Annotated in this window: 13 protein-coding genes; 10 read left to right on the top strand and 3 right to left on the bottom strand. The window is 73.6% G+C overall.

All coding sequences use genetic code 11. From position 1 onward, the window contains the following. The first annotated feature begins 5 nt into the window (after nucleotides 1–5). Genes gatA through gatB form a run of 3 tightly spaced genes read left to right on the top strand, consistent with a single transcriptional unit; the run spans nucleotide 6 to nucleotide 3,265 of the window. Nucleotides 6–1,499, top strand: a complete 1,494-nt coding sequence (gene gatA / locus ACH4C6_RS01080) for an Asp-tRNA(Asn)/Glu-tRNA(Gln) amidotransferase subunit GatA (RefSeq protein ID WP_398106436.1) — start codon at nucleotides 6–8, stop codon at nucleotides 1,497–1,499. Beyond that, nucleotides 1,496–1,735: a hypothetical protein gene (locus ACH4C6_RS01075; RefSeq protein ID WP_019329755.1), complete on the top strand. Its 240-nt coding sequence runs from the start codon at nucleotides 1,496–1,498 to the stop codon at nucleotides 1,733–1,735. The genes gatA and ACH4C6_RS01075 overlap by 4 nt, the downstream gene beginning before the upstream one ends. A 15-nt stretch (nucleotides 1,736–1,750) precedes the next feature. Then, nucleotides 1,751–3,265, top strand: coding sequence for an Asp-tRNA(Asn)/Glu-tRNA(Gln) amidotransferase subunit GatB (gene gatB / locus ACH4C6_RS01070; protein WP_398106435.1), 1,515 nt, complete (start codon nucleotides 1,751–1,753; stop codon nucleotides 3,263–3,265). 62 nt (nucleotides 3,266–3,327) lie between these two features. Here the strand turns inward: gatB and ACH4C6_RS01065 are convergent, their stop codons facing one another. Continuing rightward, nucleotides 3,328–4,134 (bottom strand): SAM-dependent methyltransferase, encoded by an 807-nt coding sequence (locus tag ACH4C6_RS01065; RefSeq protein WP_398106434.1) that lies wholly within the window; start codon nucleotides 4,132–4,134, stop codon nucleotides 3,328–3,330. 193 nt (nucleotides 4,135–4,327) lie between these two features. Between ACH4C6_RS01065 and ACH4C6_RS01060 the strand changes: the two genes are divergently transcribed. The 7 genes from ACH4C6_RS01060 to ACH4C6_RS01030 all read left to right on the top strand — a co-directional run bounded on the left by ACH4C6_RS01060 (nucleotide 4,328) and on the right by ACH4C6_RS01030 (nucleotide 12,151). Continuing rightward, nucleotides 4,328–4,702 (top strand): hypothetical protein, encoded by a 375-nt coding sequence (locus ACH4C6_RS01060; protein WP_398106433.1) that lies wholly within the window; start codon nucleotides 4,328–4,330, stop codon nucleotides 4,700–4,702. A gap of 157 nt (nucleotides 4,703–4,859) precedes the next feature. Next, on the top strand, nucleotides 4,860–7,103 hold the full coding sequence (locus tag ACH4C6_RS01055) for an MMPL family transporter (RefSeq protein WP_398106432.1): 2,244 nt from the start codon (nucleotides 4,860–4,862) through the stop codon (nucleotides 7,101–7,103). Further along, nucleotides 7,081–7,653 carry a GNAT family N-acetyltransferase gene (locus tag ACH4C6_RS01050; protein ID WP_398106431.1) on the top strand — a complete coding sequence of 191 codons (573 nt, stop codon included), beginning with the start codon at nucleotides 7,081–7,083 and terminating at the stop codon, nucleotides 7,651–7,653. The genes ACH4C6_RS01055 and ACH4C6_RS01050 overlap by 23 nt, the downstream gene beginning before the upstream one ends. A 35-nt stretch (nucleotides 7,654–7,688) precedes the next feature. Then, nucleotides 7,689–8,243: a hypothetical protein gene (locus ACH4C6_RS01045; protein ID WP_398106430.1), complete on the top strand. Its 555-nt coding sequence runs from the start codon at nucleotides 7,689–7,691 to the stop codon at nucleotides 8,241–8,243. Nucleotides 8,244–8,412: 169 nt separating this feature from the next. After that, the gene (locus tag ACH4C6_RS01040) at nucleotides 8,413–8,622 is read left to right on the top strand and encodes a hypothetical protein (protein ID WP_398106429.1); all 210 of its coding nucleotides are present in this window, start codon (nucleotides 8,413–8,415) and stop codon (nucleotides 8,620–8,622) included. A gap of 200 nt (nucleotides 8,623–8,822) precedes the next feature. Next, nucleotides 8,823–11,927 (top strand): AAA family ATPase, encoded by a 3,105-nt coding sequence (locus ACH4C6_RS01035; RefSeq protein ID WP_398107098.1) that lies wholly within the window; start codon nucleotides 8,823–8,825, stop codon nucleotides 11,925–11,927. 50 nt (nucleotides 11,928–11,977) lie between these two features. Further along, on the top strand, nucleotides 11,978–12,151 hold the full coding sequence (locus ACH4C6_RS01030; RefSeq protein ID WP_398106428.1) for a DUF6191 domain-containing protein: 174 nt from the start codon (nucleotides 11,978–11,980) through the stop codon (nucleotides 12,149–12,151). A 263-nt stretch (nucleotides 12,152–12,414) separates the two neighbouring features. Here ACH4C6_RS01030 and ACH4C6_RS01025 read toward each other — a convergent pair whose 3' ends face one another. Beyond that, entirely contained in the window at nucleotides 12,415–13,578 is a 1,164-nt protein-coding gene (locus ACH4C6_RS01025; protein ID WP_398106427.1) for a PQQ-dependent sugar dehydrogenase, read from the bottom strand. 118 nt (nucleotides 13,579–13,696) lie between these two features. Then, entirely contained in the window at nucleotides 13,697–14,695 is a 999-nt protein-coding gene (locus ACH4C6_RS01020; protein WP_398107097.1) for an aldo/keto reductase, read from the bottom strand. Nucleotides 14,696–14,743 lie beyond the last annotated feature (48 nt).

Genomic DNA, 14,743 nt, shown 5'->3' with positions numbered 1-14,743 from the left:
AAGTCATGACGGACATCATCAAGCTCACCGCCGCCGAGACCGCCGCGAGGATCGCCTCCGGCGAGCTCACGGCCGTCGAGGTCACCGAGGCCCACCTCGCGCGCATCGAGGCCGTCGACGAGAAGGTGCACGCCTTCCTGCACGTCGACCGCGAAGGCGCCCTCGCCCAAGCCCGCGCCGTCGACGAGAAGCGGCAGCGCGGCGAGAAGCTCGGCCCGCTGGCCGGCGTCCCCCTCGCGCTGAAGGACATCTTCACCACCGAGGGCATCCCGACCACCGTCGGCTCCAAGATCCTCGAAGGCTGGATCCCGCCGTACGACGCGACGCTCACCAAGCGGCTGAAGGCCGCCGACGTCGTCATCCTCGGCAAGACCAACATGGACGAGTTCGCCATGGGGTCCTCCACCGAGAACAGCGCCTACGGCCCGACCGGCAACCCCTGGGACCTGACGAAGATCCCCGGCGGCTCCGGCGGCGGCTCCTCCGCCGCGCTCGCCGCGCACATGGCGCCCCTCGCCATCGGCACCGACACCGGCGGCTCCATCCGCCAGCCCGCCGCCGTCACCGGCACGGTCGGCGTCAAGCCGACCTACGGCGCGGTGTCCCGGTACGGCATGGTCGCCTTCTCGTCCTCCCTGGACCAGGGCGGACCCTGCGCCCGCACCGTCCTCGACGCGGCCCTGCTGCACGAGGTCATCGCCGGGCACGACCCGATGGACTCGACGTCCATCGACGAGCCGGTCCCGCCGGTCGTCGAGGCCGCGCGCAACGGCAGCGTGCGGGGCATGCGGGTCGGCGTCGTCAAGCAGTTCCGCGGCGAGGGCTACCAGGCCGGCGTCATCCAGCGCTTCGACGAGTCCGTCGAGCTGCTCAAGGAACTGGGCGCCGAGATCGTCGAGCTGGACTGCCCGTCCTTCGACCTGGCGCTGTCGGCGTACTACCTGATCGCGCCCTCCGAGTGCTCCTCCAACCTCGCCCGCTTCGACGGCCTGCGCTACGGCCGGCGCGTCGGCGACGACGGCACGCACTCCGCCGAGGAGGTCACCTCGCTGACCCGCGAGGCGGGCTTCGGCGCCGAGGTCAAGCGCCGCATCATGCTCGGCACCTACGCCCTGTCCAGCGGCTACTACGACGCCTACTACGGCAGCGCCCAGAAGGTCCGCACGCTGATCAAGCAGGACTTCGACGCGGCGTTCGAGCAGGTCGACGTGATCGTCTCCCCGACGACCCCGACCACCGCCTTCGCGATCGGCGAGCGTGCCGACGACCCGATGGCGATGTACCTCGCCGACCTGTGCACCATCCCGACCAACCTGGCGGGCAACGCGGCCATGTCGCTGCCGTGCGGCCTCGCCCCGGAGGACAACCTCCCGGTCGGTCTGCAGATCATCGCCCCCGTCATGAAGGACGACCGCCTGTACAAGGTGGGCGCCGCCGTCGAGGCCGCCTTCGTGGAAAAGTGGGGCCACCCGCTGATCGAGGAGGCTCCGTCGCTGTGAGCGCACTGTCCAAGGCCAAGGGCTTCAAGAAGTCCAAGTCCGGTCTGTACGTCTCGATGGCCACGTCGGCGTTCGGCGCCGTCGGTGTCTACAAGCAGATCAAGAAGGCCCGCGGAGACAACGACACGCTGCGGCTGCTCGACGCCGTCGTCACCGGCGCGGCCGTCGTCACCAACCTGGCCATTCTCTACCGCGAGCTGAAGCGGCTGGGCGACGACGACGTCCTGCTGGGCTGAGAGGGAACTTCCACCGTGACCACCACGACCGACCTGGTGTCGTACGAGGACGCACTCGCGTCGTACGACCCCGTCATGGGCCTCGAGGTCCATGTCGAACTCGGCACCAAGACCAAGATGTTCTGCGGTTGCTCGACCGCCCTCGGCCAGGACGCCAACACGCAGACCTGCCCGGTCTGCCTCGGCATGCCCGGCGCGCTCCCGGTCGTCAACGCGACCGGCGTCGAGTCCGCCATCAAGATCGGCCTCGCCCTGAACTGCGAGATCGCCGAGTGGTGCCGCTTCGCCCGGAAGAACTACTTCTATCCGGACATGCCGAAGAACTTCCAGACCTCCCAGTACGACGAGCCGATCGCGTTCGACGGCTACCTCGACGTGCAGCTGGAGGACGGCGAGACCTTCCGCGTGGAGATCGAGCGCGCCCACATGGAGGAGGACACCGGCAAGTCGACGCACGTCGGCGGTGCCACCGGCCGCATCCACGGCGCGTCCCACTCCCTGCTGGACTACAACCGCGCCGGCATCCCCCTCATCGAGATCGTCACCAAGCCGATCGAGGGCGCCGGCGAGCGGGCCCCCGAGGTCGCGCGGGCGTACGTCCGTGAGCTGCGCGAGGTCATCAAGGCGCTCGGCGTCTCCGAGGCCCGCATGGAGATGGGCCAGATGCGCTGCGACGTGAACCTGTCGCTGCGCCCGCACGGCACCGAGAAGTTCGGCACGCGCTCGGAGACCAAGAACGTCAACTCGCTGCGGTCCGTGGAGCGCGCGGCCCGCTTCGAGATCCAGCGGCACGCGGCCGTGCTGTCCTCGGGCGGCACGATCATCCAGGAGACCCGCCACTTCCACGAGGACACCGGGTCGACGACCTCGGGCCGCGTGAAGGAGGAGGCCGAGGACTACCGGTACTTCCCGGAGCCCGACCTCGTCCCGGTGGCCCCGTCCCGTGAGTGGGTCGAGGAGATCCGGGCCGCGCTGCCCGAGCTGCCGCTGGTCCGCCGCAACCGGCTCCGCGAGGAGTGGGGCGTCTCCGGCACCGACATGCAGGCCATCCTCAACGCCGGTGCGCTGGAGCCGATCGTCGCCACCATCGAGGCCGGTGCCGACGCGGCGTCCGCCCGCAAGTGGTGGATGGGCGAGCTGGCCCGCAGCGCCAACGAGTCGGGCAGGGCGCTCGACGAGCTGGCGATCACGCCGGAGCAGGTGGCCCGGGTCACCGAGCTCGTCGCGAAGGGCGACCTGAACGACAAGCTGGCCCGGCAGGTCATCGAAGGTGTCCTCGCGGGCGAGGGCACCCCGGACGAGGTCGTCGACAAGCGCGGTCTGAAGGTCGTCTCCGACGAGGGCGCCCTCACCACCGCCGTCGAGGAGGCCATCGCCGGCAACCCGGGCGTGGCGGACAAGATCCGCGGCGGCAAGGTGGCCGCGGCCGGCGCTCTGGTCGGCGCGGTCATGAAGGCCACCCGCGGCCAGGCGGACGCGGCCCGCGTGAAGGAACTCATCCTGGAGAAGCTGGGCGTCAGCGAGGGCTGACCGCGGCGGACCCGAGGAGGGGGGGATGCACCGGACCCGGTGCATCCCCCCCTCCTCGTCACTTACGGGCGGCGTCCCACGACCCGGACGAAGCCGAGCGTGCGCCCCCGGTCCCGGCGCAGCATCTCGGCGCTGTGCCGGGCCATGCGGACGTGCCATTCGTCGGTGTGCTCGTCGGCCACGATCTCGGACCAGCGCAGCCAGTCGCGCCAGCCGTCCTGAAGCCAGTCCGCGGTCTCCACCTCCACCGCCCCGCTGCGGGTCCAGTGGCGGCGCCACCACGCGGCCGTGTGGAAGCACCAGAACGCCGGCTCCCAGTAGGGCCGCAGGTGCTCCGGAGGCTCGGTGCCGTCGATCTCCTCGCGCAGCGCCGGGACGACGACGCCGATCCGCCCGCCGGGCTTGAGCAGCGGCGTCAACGCGGGCAGGTAGAGATCGTCGGTGCCGAAGTACTGGTAGGCGTCGACGGAGACGATCGCGTCGAAGGTGCCCTCGCCGAACGGCAGGTCGTGCGCCTCGGCCAGCACGGGGACGACGCGGTCCGCGACGCCCGCCTCGGCGATGCGCGCGGCGTTCTCGCCGGGCTTGATCCACAGGTCGGCCGCCGTGACCTGGAGGCCGTACTCCCTGGCCAGGAAGACCGAGGTCATGGCGCGGCCGCAGCCCAGGTCGAGCACGCGCGAGCCGGGGCTCAGCGTGTCGAGCCCCAGGGCCGGGGCCAGCCACTCCAGCAGCCACAGCGCGTGCGGGCCCATCTGGTTGTCGACGGTCCAGCGGGCGTCGTAGCCGTTGCTGCGCGGGAAGCCGGGATGCCTCGCACGGTCAGCGAGGGGGGCGTCCGAAGGAGGGAAGGTGAGGTCGTCGTGCATCGGTGAACGGGCTCCTTGAGTCCTCGAGGAAGAACGGGTGTGCGTCGGAGCTCGGTCGGACCGTCAAACAATGCACCTGCTTCGGCGGGGCGGCGCGGGGCGCCGCGGGCGTACCCGGGACGCGCGGACGCTAGCAGCCGGACCACCGGCCCCGCATCCGGTTTACGCCACCCGGCGCGCTACCGTTCCGGCCATGAGTGGACGCGCTGAATCCGACACCGTTCCCGGGACGGCGGACCCGGAGACGGCCGCGGCCCCGGAGACGGCCGCGGAGCACGATACGGCCGCGGAGCAGGACGGCGACGCCGAGGACCACCACCGTCAGGACGCCCGCCGGGCCCGCTGGACGGCGGCGGGTGCCGGCGCCGCCCTGACACTGGCCGGCCTGGCCGCCGCGCTCCTCCGCCTCGCCCGCTCCACGCCCGCCTTCGTCCCGGCCGCCTACGCCGGCGGAGCCGCGGTCTGCGCCGCGGCCGCCGTGCTCGGATCCCGGGGGCGGACCCGGCGGGCCCTGTGGCTGCTGATAGCCGGAGTGATGGTCATGGCGCTGGGTGACCAGTTCGACTGACCGCTGCCATTGTGAATAAGCCCACGAATGCCGCAATGGATCTTTTTCGCCTGTAAGAGTGGCTTTGCATTGCTCATGCGTTCTTTGCGGGCTGTTCGGTTCCCCGACGACTGATCCCGGTCAAAGATCCACACAAGGCAACTCCGGGAGCACGTTCGTGGCAGCCCTCGCACGCTGGTGTGTCCAGCGCCGTCTGGTCACCGTTCTGCTGTGGCTCCTCGCCTTCGCGGGCGTCGCCACCGGCGCCGCCGTCGCGGGCACGACGTACTCCAACGACTACGAGGTCCCGGGCACCGAGTCCGGCCGGGCCACCCAGCTGCTGCACGAGGGCTTCCCCCAGCTCGGCGGCGACAGCGACACCGTCGTCTGGCACACCCCGTCCGGCAGCGTGCGCGGCACCGACGTCGAGCAGACCATGACCCGCACCCTGGAGCGCATCGAGGACCTGCCCGGCGTGGCCTCGGTCGCCGGCCCCTACGGGCCGGGCACCGGCCGCATCAGCGCCGACGGCCACACCGCCTACGCCACGGTCACCTTCGACGACCGGGCCGAGGACATCGACCGGGGCGAGGCACAGGCGGTCGTCGACACCGCCAAGGCCGCCGAGGGCGACGGGCTCCAGGTGGAGCTCGGCGGCAGCGCCGTGGCCCTCACCCAGTCCTCCGGCGGGCACCTCGCCGAGGTCGTCGGCGTGGCCGTCGCCGCAGCCGTGCTGTTCCTCGCCTTCGGCTCGCTCGCCGCCTCCCTGCTGCCCATCGCCACCGCCCTGGTCGGCGTCGGCACCGCCTACGCCGGGATCGTGCTGCTCGGGCACGCCATGACCGTCGCCGACTTCGCGCCCATGCTCGGCATGCTCATCGGGCTCGGCGTCGGCATCGACTACGCGCTGTTCATCGTCACCAGACACCGGCGCGGGCTCAAGCGCGGACTGTCCGTCCCCGAGGCGGCCACCAACGCCGTCGCGACCACCGGGCGCGCGGTCGTCTTCGCGGGTGCCACCGTTTGCATCGCCCTGCTCGGCATGCTGATCCTGCGGCTGGGCTTCCTCAACGGCGTCGCCATAGCGGCGAGCCTGACGGTGGTCCTCACCGTCGCCGCGTCCGTGACCCTGCTGCCCGCCCTGCTGTCCCTGATCGGCATGCGCGCCCTCAGCCGGCGCGAGCGCCGCCGGCTGGCCGAGCACGGGCCCGAGCCCGAGGTGCCCACCGGCTTCGCGGCCCGCTGGTCGGCGTTCGTCGAGCGCCACCCCAAGCTGCTCGGCGTGATCGCGCTGGCCGTCATGGCCGTCCTCGCGCTGCCCACCTTCTCCCTCCACCTGGGCACCTCCGACCAGGGCAACGACTCCCGGGCCACCACCACGCGCCAGGCCTACGACCTGATCGCCGACGGCTTCGGCCCCGGCGTGAACGGCCCCCTCACCCTCGTCACCGAGGTCGACGGCGCCGCCGACCGGCTCGCCCTGGACAACCTCGACGCCACCCTGCGCACCACCGAGGGCGTCGCCTCGGTCACCCCGGTGACCTTCGACGCCGGCGGCGGCACCGCGTACCTGACCGTCGTACCGGAGTCCTCCCCGCAGTCGCAGCGCACGAGCGACCTCGTCGACCGGCTGCGCGAGGACGTGCTGCCGCGCGCCGAGTCGGGCACCTCGCTCGACGTGCAGGTCGGCGGCATGACGGCCGGCTACGACGACTTCGCCGAGGTCATCGTCTCCAAGCTGCCCGTGTTCGTCGGGGCCGTGATCGGCCTGGGCTGCCTGCTGCTCCTGCTCGCGTTCCGCTCGATCGGCATCCCGCTCAAGGCCGCCGCGATGAACGTCGCCGCCGTGGCCTCCGCGTTCGGCGTGGTCGTCGCGATCTTCCAGTGGGGCTGGGGGAGCGAACTGCTCGGCCTGGGCAGCGCGGGCCCCATCGAGCCGTTCCTGCCCGTGATCATGGTGTCGGTCCTCTTCGGCCTCTCCATGGACTACCAGGTCTTCCTGGTCAGCCGGATGTACGAGGAGTGGCTGGAGACCGGCGACAACCGGCGGGCCGTGCGCGTCGGCCTCGCCGAGACCAGCCGCGTCATCAACTCGGCGGCCGTCATCATGATCTCCGTCTTCCTGGCCTTCGTGCTCAGCGGCGACCGCGTGATCGCCATGTTCGGCATCGCCCTGGCCGCCGCCGTCGCCCTGGACGCCTTCGTCCTGCGCACCCTGCTGGTCCCCGCCCTGATGCACCTGCTCGGCGGCGCCAACTGGTGGCTTCCGCGCTGGCTCGACCGGCGCCTGCCGCGCATCAGCATCGAGCCGCCCGAGACGCGCGCCACCCATGAGAGGCTGGCCGCCGCGACGGACGCCGAGGTGGCGGACGTCCTGGCGGAGGAGGAGCGGCAGCGGGATGTACGCGATATCCCTGGGTGACGACGCAGAGCTGAAGCCCCTGGAGCCCTGGCACGCCGCCGAGTTCCTGGCACATCTGGAGCGCGGACGGGACTTCATCGGCCGGTACATCCCGTTCGGCACGACCGAGACGGACCTGGCCTCGGCGCGGGCGAAGCTCCAGCGGTACGCGGACATGCGGGCCGCCGACACGGGCTCCCTGCACGGACTGTGGCTGGACGGCACGCTCGTGGGCGGGGTGCTGTTCCTCAACTTCGACGCGGCGAGCGGCAACTGCGAGGTCGGCTGCTGGCTGGAGCCGGCCGCCACCGGGCGGGGCCTGGTGACCCGGGCGATGCGGGTGCTGATCGACTGGGCCGTCGAGGAGCGGGGCATCCACCGCGTCGAGTGGGTCGCCGCCGCCGGCAACCGGCCCAGCCTGAACGTGGCGCGCCGGCTCGGCATGAGCCGCGACGGTGTGCGGCGCGAGGCCCACCCCTATGGTGGCGTACGGCACGATCTCGAAGTCTGGTCGCTGCTGGCGCCCGAGTGGCGCGCCGCACGCGCGCGTGCCGCCCACGACGCTCATTAAGAGACTTCTCAGACAGCGACCCTACGGTGCGAGACATGGCAACGAACGCAGTGGACGAGACCGAGGCCGCCGAGGCCACGACCGAGGAGAAGGCGGTGAAGACCACCGAGTCCGACGAGGTGACTCCAGCCGGGGCCCCCGAAGAGACCGAGGCCCCGGACGAGGCCGGGGAGGCGGCGACGGAGCGGGAGCGCCCGTCCGGCGTCGGCCAGGGCGCCGCGGCCGTGGTCTCCGCGGCCTTGGGCCTCGTCTCGCTCACCGGCAGCTGGGTCGGCACCGTGGCCGCCGCGCGCCAGAACCTCATCGGCCAGCTGGAGACCACGCAGAACGCGAGCGTCGCCAAGCAGATCCAGGCCGTCTACGGCGACGCCTGGCAGACCACCGCCCTGTGGGCCGGCCTGTTCGCCCTGACCGCGCTGATCGTCGGCGTCGTCACGCTGGCCCGCCCCGCGTTCGGCACGCCCGGCCGCGTCCAGGCGCCGTGGATCAAGTCGGTCGCGTGGGCGGGCGTCGCCCTCGGCGTCGTCGGCCTGTTCCTGGCCGTGCTGAAGTACACCGACGTCCTGCTCGGACTGCCGTCGGCGAGCTGAACCGCAGCACGTCCTGAGGGGCCTTAGGACGTCCGTGAGCACCTTACGGACGACCCGGGGCCCCTCGGCCGTGTCCTAAGGCCCCTGCCGCGGCGGGAGATGCGGAACTTACCCGATGTGGCCACCCCGCCCGGGGGACGACAGTGGAGTCGTCGCGGAGAAGCCCTCCGTGACCGACACCCACCGAGGACACGCCATGTACGAGTACGAACTCCAGCGCCTGCACACCGCCGACCTCATCCGCCGGGCCGACCACGAGCGCCAGGTCCGCGAGGCCGACCGGGCCCGCCGCGCCCGCCGCGATACGGACCACGACTCCGCCGAGCACGAGAGCCATAGCCGCCGCTTCCGCCGCCCGCGCCCCGCCCGGCCGGCGTGAACGCCGGGCCGGGACCGGCCCCGGGCGGGGCACACGGCGCCCGGCCGGTGACCAGGCACACGAGCACCGCCCCCGAAGCCGGATCCGGGGGCGGTGCGCTCGTGCGTACGGCACCGGCCACCGCTGCCCTCCGCCCGCACGGCGGCCGCCCGACCGCCGCACCGGCGAAAACCGGTGCCGCGCCCTCCGGCGCGCGTGCGATGCTCGGGACCGTGGAGACCAGGTCCGTCAGCCCCGTGTTCGTCGGCCGTGCCGAGGAGTTGGGCACGCTGCACGACGCGCTCGCCCGCTGCCGCGCCGGTGAACCGCAGGCACTGCTCCTCGGCGGCGAGGCCGGAGTCGGCAAGACACGCCTGGTCGAGGAGTTCGCCGCCGCCGCCCGCGAGCGGGGCGCGGTGGTCGCCCTGGGCGGCTGCGTGGAGATCGGCGCCGACGGACTGCCCTTCGCGCCCTTCTCCACGGCCCTGCGCGCCCTGCGCCGGGACCTGCCGGCCGAGCTGACCGACGCGGCCCGGGGCCAGGAGGAGGAGCTGGCCCGGCTGCTGCCCGAACTCGGCGAGTCCGGCACCGGACGGCACGACGAGAACGGCATGGCCCGCCTCTTCGAGCTCACCGCCCGCCTGCTGGAACGCGTGACGGCCGAGCACACCGTCGTCCTCGCCCTGGAGGACCTGCACTGGGCCGACGCCTCCACCCGCCACCTGCTGGCCTACCTCTTCCGCACCCTGCGCACCGGCCGGCTCGTCGTCCTCGCCACCTACCGCTCGGACGACATCCACCGCCGCCACCCCCTGCGCCCGCTGCTCGCCGAGCTCGACCGGCTGCGCACCGTCCGCCGCATCGAACTGCGCCGCTTCACCCGTGAGGAGGTGGGGTGCCAGATCGCCGGCATCCTGGCGCAGGAACCCGACCCCGACCAGGTCGACGCGATCTTCCGACGCTCCGACGGCAACGCCTTCTTCGTGGAGGAGCTCGCCGTCGCCGCCCACGAGGGCTGCCGGACCGGCCTGACCGACTCCCTGCGCGATCTGCTGCTCGTACGGGTCGAGGGGATGCCGGAGCCGGCGCAGCAGATCGCCCGGATCGTCGCCGAGGGCGGCTCCACCGTCGAGTACCGCCTGCTCGCGGCCGTCGCCCGGCTCGCCGAGGACGACCTCATCGAGGCGCTGCGCGCCGCCGTGAACGCCGGCATCCTCGCCCCCGCGCCCGGCGGCGACGGCTACCGCTTCCGGCACTCCCTGGTCCGCGAGGCCGTCAGCGACGACCTGCTCCCGGGTGAGCGCTCCCGCCTCAACCGCCGCTACGCCGAGGCCCTGGAGGCCGACCCGCAACTGGTCCCCGCCGACCAGCGCGCCACCCGCCTGGCCAGCTACTGGTACCACGCCCATGACGCCGCCAAGGCCCTGCCCGCCGTCCTCGAAGCCTCCGTCGAGGCCCGCCGCCGGCACGCCTACGCCGAGCAACTGCGCCTGCTGGAACGGGCGATGGAGCTGTGGGACTCGGCTCCCGAGGATGTGCGCCGCACCCTGCGCCCCGTGGACCACGCCGAGATCTATCCTCCCCCACTGCCTGAATGGCGTGGGGGGACCCCCAGCGGCCGCGACCCGGCCACCACCGCCCTGCGCCACCTCGACCTGCTGGCCGAGGCGGCCGTGGCGGGGCGGCTCTGCGGGGAACGCGAACGGGCCCTGAAGATCACCAAGCGGGCTCTGCGCCTGCTGGAGGAGGACGGCACCGCGCCCTGCGGCGCCGGCCGGGGCCCCGGCGGCGCCGACCCCCAGCGCGCCGCCTGGTTCTGGATCCAGCGCTCCCGCCTGGTGCGGGGCCTCGCCCGCGGCGACGGCTGGCAGGAGATCGCCACCGCACGGGAGCTGGTGCGGGGACTGCCGCCGTCCGGGGTGCACGCCGAGGTGCTGGCGGCCGCCGCCCACTGGTCGATGCTCCACGAACCCGGGCCGCAGGCCCTGACGGCGGCCGAGCGGGCCGTGGAGTACGCGCGCATGGTCGGCGCCGACGACATCGCCTCCCACGCCCGGCTCACCCTCGGCGGTCTCATGGTCGACGCCGGGCAGATCGACGCCGGACTGGCCCACATGTACGACGTGCGCGACGAGGTGGTCGCCCGCGGTCTCGCCGCGATCGTCGGCCGGAGCCATGTGAACCTGCCGTCCGTCCTGGAGGGCGTCGGCCGCTCCGAGGAGGCCGTCGGCATCCTCCAGGAGGGCCTGCGGCTCACCGGCAGGATGGGGCTGCGGGACACCGAGGCCTGGATATGGAGCAACCTGGCCGAGTCGCTCCTGTCGCTGGGGCGCTGGGACGAGGCCGCCGAGGCCGCCGCCAACGCGCAGCGGCGCGGTCACACGGCCGGCCCGCACGGATCGGCCGCCAACAGCCTGGCGTACCTGGCCCTGGCCCGCGGCCGGGTGCCCGAAGCCGCCCGGCACCTCGCCGAGGGCCGGGCCGCCTACGGCCCGCACGACCCCATGCCCCAGCACGACCTGCCGCTCTCGTGCCTCACCATCGCCGTCGCCGTGCGGGAGGGCCGCCCGGCCGACGCCCGCGCCGAACTCGCCCGCACCCTCGCGGCGGGCTTCCCGCCCGGCACCCAGCGCTACGCCTGGCCGCTGCTGCTCGAAGCGGCCGCCGCCGAGGCCGACGCCCGCGCCCTGCCCGCCGCGCGGGAGGGCCGCGACGAGGTCCTCGACAGCGTTTTCGAGGCCGTCCGGCGCCTCACCACCAACGCCCCGGTCTGGCTGGCGCACGAGCAGTGGGTCCGCGCGGAGCTGCACCGCGCGCAGGGCCTGAGCGCCCCGGAGACCTGGTCCCGGGTGGTCACCGCCTTCGAACCGCTGGGGCGGCCCTACGACCTCGCCCGCGTCCGGTACCGCCTCGCCGAGTCCCTCCTCGCCGGCGGCGGCGAGGACGACCGCGCCCGCGCCACGGAACTGCTCCGGCTCACCCACGCCGTCGCACGCCACCTCGGTGCCCGGCCGCTCGCCGACGCCGCCGGGGCGCTCGCCCGCCGGGCCCGGCTCCCCCTGGCGCCCGCCGGTACGGCGGCCGGGGACCCCGCCGGCGCACTCGGCCTGACCAGCCGGGAGCGGGACGTGCTGCGGCTGGTGGCCGCCGGGCACACCAACCGCGGGATAGCGCAGGAGCTGTTCATCTCCCCGAAGACGGCGAGCGTGCACGTCTCCAACATCCTGGCCAAGCTCGGCGTCTCCGGACGGGGCGAGGCGGCGGCGCTGGCGCACCGGCTGGGCCTGTTCCCGGCCGAGACGCTCCTGCCGGGTCCGGCGGGCTGAGGCATACGCTGGAAGAGAGGTCGCGGTCCCCGCGGCTGAGGGAGGCAGAGTTGTTCAACGCGTTCGAGGAACTGTTCTCGCCCGGCCGCAAGCACACCCGGGACGAACAGAACCGGCTGGAACTGACCCGGGAGGACGTCGGGGACGGCGATCCCGGTCGCGGCCCGATAGACCTGGCCTCCGGCAAGGTCGTCGTACGCCCGCCGGACGACCCCGCGGAGTAGGCGCCGGCTGTCCGGGCGCCACCCTGCGGCCGGGGGCAGCGGCTGGCCCGCGCCACATGGCGGCCGAGGGCACCGGCCCGCCGGCCGCCCCGGGGCCGCGCGAGGGCGCCGATCGGCCCGCACCTGCCGACGGTCGAGACGGCACACCGGCCAGGACCGCACACCGGCCAGGACCGCACACAGGCCGAGACCGGACGGGAAATCCCCCCCGGGGCCGCGACCGTCAGCGGACGCCGCTCTGGCCGTCGGCCCCCGCGGCGTGGCTACCGGACCCGCACCTCCAGGATCCTGTCGTCCCCGTCCCCGGGGCTGCCCCGGCCGTCCGTGTTGCTGGTCATGACGTAGAGCCGGTCGCCGCCCGCCGCGACCACCGTGCGCAGCCGGCCGTACTCGTCCTCCAGGAACGGCTGCGGCTCCGCCGCCGCCTTCGTGCCGTCCAGGGGGATGCGCCACAGCCGCTTGCCGCGCAGGCCCGCCATCCAGACCGACCCCTCGGCGTGGGCGATGCCGCTGGGGGACGCCTCGCCCGTAGACCACTGCTCCACCGGGTTGTGGAACCCGGAGTCGTCCGAGGTGCCCTCCGCCTCCGGCCAGCCGTAGTTGTCACCGGGCTTGATCGCGTTCAGCTCGTCCCAGGTGTCCTGCCCGAACTCCGAGGCGAACAGCCGCTGCCGCCCGTCCCAGGCGAGCCCCTGCACGTTGCGGTGGCCGTAGGAGTACACCGGCGAGTCCGGGAACGGGTTGCCGGGGGCGGGCTCGCCCTCCGGGGTGAGGCGGAGGATCTTGCCGCCCAGGGAGTCCTTGTCCTGGGACAGGCCGGTGTCGCCGCTCTCGCCCGTGCCGGCGTACAGCATCCTGTCCGGCCCGAACGCGATCCGGCCGCCGTTGTGGACGAAGCCCTTGGGGATGCCCTTGAAGACGGTGTCGGGGGCGCCGAGCTGCTCCCCGGCGGGCTTGCGGTCGTCGTAGAGCATCCGCACGATGCGGTTGTCCGAGGCCGAGGTGAAGTACGCGTAGATCATGCGGTCCGAGGCGAAGTCGGGGGAGAGGGCGATGCCGAGGAGGCCGCCCTCGCCCGCCGCGGACACCCCGGCCACCTCGCCCAGCTCGGTCTTCTTGCCGGTCTTCTCGTCCACGCGCACGAGCGTCGCCTCGTCGCGCGAGGAGACGAGCAGGCCGCCGCCCGGGACGGCGGCCAGCCCCCAGGGGGAGTCCAGGCCCTCGGCGACGGTGCGCAGCACCTTCACCGAGCCCTTGGCGGGCGGGACCTCGGCGGAAGGCCGCGCCGGGGCGGAGGCTCCCGGCCCGGTCCGGCTCGCGGAGGTGCTGCCGTCCGGAGCGGCGGACCCCTCGTCGCCGGAGGAGCAGCCGGCCGCCAGCAGGAGCGTGGCGGCGGCCAGGACGGCCGGCACGGCTCGACGTCGCACGATCTCGGTCCCTTCGACGGGGCGGGTCCTCTCCCTGTCATACACCGCACGCGCCCGGGAAGTTCCCGATCGGCCGAAGCCGGACCCGCCCGCACCGTCTTCCCCGGGCCGCCGCGGCTCAGTCCCAGGACTCCCGGGCCGGCGGGAGGTGCGCCAGCTCCTGCAGATCGCCGCTGGTCAGACGCAGCTGCGCCGCGGCCGAGTTCTCCGTGACCCACCGTTCGTGCTTGGTGCCCGGCACCGGCACGACGTGCTCGCCCTGGGCCAGGACCCAGGCCAGGGCGACCTGCGCGGGCGTGACGGCCGGCCCGTGCCGGCGGGCCACACGGCGCAGACCGGCGACGATCGGCTGGTTCGCGGCCATCATCTCGCCGGTGAAACGCGGGTGCCGGGCGCGCGGGTCGTCCGCCTCGAACCCGGCGCCGGGCCGCAGCCGGCCGGTCAGGAAGCCGTTGCCCAGCGGCATCGCGGCGAGGAATCCGACGCCCCGGCCCCGGCACCACGGCAGCAGCGTCCGCAGCGCCTCCGGCGACCACACCGACAGCTCCGCCTGCACCGCGCTCACCGGGAACACCTGCTGCACGCGCTCCAGTTGCCGCACGGTCGCGTCGTACGGCCGGACCCGGCCCCTGCGCGAGGACCCGGCACCCACCGCGCACAGGCCCAGCGCCCTCACCTTCCCGGCGTGGACGAGGTCCGCCATCGCGCCCCAGGTCTCCTCGACGGGCACCTCGGGGTCGGCCCGGTGCAGCTGGTAGAGGTCTATGACGTCCGTCTGGAGCCGCCGCAGCGACGCGTCGCACGCCCGTCTCACGTACCCGGGGCGGCCGTTGGCGACGATGTGCTGGTCGCCCACGAGCAGCCCGACCTTCGTCGACACGAACGCGTCGGAGCGCCGCTCCTTCAACACCCGCCCCAGCAGCAGCTCATTGGTGAAGGGGCCGTACATGTCGGCCGTGTCCAGCAGGGAGGCGCCCAGGTCCAGCGCCCGGTGCACCGCCCTGAGCGATTCGTCGCCGCGCCGCCGCGAGGCGCTGTAGGCCCAGCTCATCGGCATGCACCCGAGTCCGACGGCCCCGACCGCGAGTGCCCCCGCGCCGATCGTCCTGCGCTCCACGTGGTCGTGACCCTCCCCTGTTCCGGCCACCCCAACCTAACCTCTGCC

This window comes from Streptomyces sp. NPDC017943, assembly GCF_044328425.1.
Lineage (GTDB): Bacteria > Actinomycetota > Actinomycetes > Streptomycetales > Streptomycetaceae > Streptomyces > Streptomyces djakartensis_A.
The sequence above is the reverse complement of the archived record's forward strand: the minus strand, read 5'-3'. Positions and strand labels throughout refer to the sequence as shown.